We start from the raw sequence: 1,491 nt of genomic DNA, 5'->3' as shown, positions 1-1,491 counted from the left end.
GCTGTGGTCGAGCCTGAGCAACTGGTCCAACTGGGCTGCCATCACCTCGCGTCCGCCGACCTGCCGTCGCAACGCTCCCTCATTGATCAGCGAGGTAAACCGGAACGTCGAATCACGCAACCGCCGCTGCCGCTCCATCCGGAATTCCACCAAGCGCGGCATATCACCCGAGCGCTGATAGGGCGCGGCAGCGTGCACCACCGCCCGCGCGTACTCCGGTGTCTGGAGAAGCGCCGGGATGAACGCCTCGTCATAGCGGCGCACCCAGGACGCAGCATCTTCGAGACCGGCCAGCATTTCGATCGTGTCCGGCAACACGTCGGAATACTCCTCCCACCAGCCGAGCTGGTTGCTCTCTTCCAAGAGCAAGCGCAGCTCGCGCGCTTTGGTGTCAGGAACACGCAGCGCACGGATAGCCTTTTCCAGCTCGCCGGACGAGAGCTTTCGGCGCGCTCCCTCCACTGAGGATAGTTTCGTCTGGCTCGTTCCGATCGCTTTCGCCAGTTGCGCACCAGAGTATTCGGCATCCTTACGCAGACGCTGTAGCTCGCTGCCGAGTCGGCGGAGCCGGATCGTCGGACTTGCCATTGTCCCTCTCTCCCGGGTTTGAAACACCTGGCGTGCAACATCACCCGAATGGACGACTTGTGTCGTTTCTGACTACCTGTGAATATTCACGGGTAGTCAGTTGGTGCCCAATCGTACCGCTGGCGTCCCATCGCTAGGGAGTATCGCAGTGATGAGAGCCCCGAACGTGCTGCGCATCCCTGGCCGCACCGGGCGGTGGGCTAGCTAGGACCCCCGACTCTGGCTAGCTCACCGCCTGACCACCACGCGCGGAACGGATTGTGCGATGAGCGACAGCACGCAGCAGCAGATGATCGAGGCGTTCATGTCCGGCGACACGGCCCGTGCCGAACAACTGCGATCCCAACTGACCAGCGAGGAACTGGACCAGGTGACCAGCGAGGTCACCGGCGAGCTCGCGGAACGGGCCATCCGCCAGTTTCAGGACTAACCATGCCGGTCCCCGGTCAGTACTCCGGGGCCATCCGACCAGCACCACACGGACACGGAACGGATCACGGCATGGGAGCAGAGCACACGCTGTGCACTGTGGAAATCACCGCACGCGGAGGAGTCTCGCCCCGAGAACTCTCGGTCGAGAGCATCCCGGGCGCGGCTGCCGCCGTCGCTGAACTCGTCGCCGAATACGACGGCCTCACCGCCCGGTGGAAGCCGCACGAGCGCGCCGACCCGACGCACGCGTACGCGTTCGTCGCTGTGGCGGGAGCCGTCCACCTGGCCCGGTTCACGCCGGGGGTGTTCGTGCGCCTGGTCGAGTACACCGCGTGCGGCCTGTCCTACGAGACCCGCAGCGACCCGCTGCGGTTCGATCAGCGCTCCCCGACCGCATTCGGCCCGTGTGGACACTGCCTAGACCAGTGGAGACAGACCTATGACGGCACAGCCCGACGACAGCCGCACCCC

Annotated in this window: 3 protein-coding genes; 2 read left to right on the top strand and 1 reads right to left on the bottom strand. The window is 64.9% G+C overall.

Features of this window, described 5'->3' with window-relative positions; genetic code table 11:
• The coding region (locus BM150_RS23525) for a helix-turn-helix domain-containing protein (RefSeq protein ID WP_139219658.1) at positions 1-588 on the bottom strand (588 nt) is incomplete at its 3' end.
• Positions 589-853: 265 nt separating this feature from the next.
• Between BM150_RS23525 and BM150_RS24360 the strand changes: the two genes are divergently transcribed.
• Both BM150_RS24360 and BM150_RS23520 read left to right on the top strand, forming a co-directional pair.
• Entirely contained in the window at positions 854-1,018 is a 165-nt protein-coding gene (locus tag BM150_RS24360; protein WP_175497008.1) for a hypothetical protein, read from the top strand.
• Between the two features lie 71 nt (positions 1,019-1,089).
• A partial coding sequence (locus tag BM150_RS23520; RefSeq protein WP_139219657.1) for a hypothetical protein occupies positions 1,090-1,491 on the top strand: 402 nt, incomplete at its 3' end.

The organism is Actinopolyspora alba, from assembly GCF_900112765.1.
In the GTDB taxonomy this organism is placed as follows: Bacteria; Actinomycetota; Actinomycetes; order Mycobacteriales; family Pseudonocardiaceae; genus Actinopolyspora; species Actinopolyspora alba.
The sequence above is the reverse complement of the archived record's forward strand: the minus strand, read 5'-3'. Positions and strand labels throughout refer to the sequence as shown.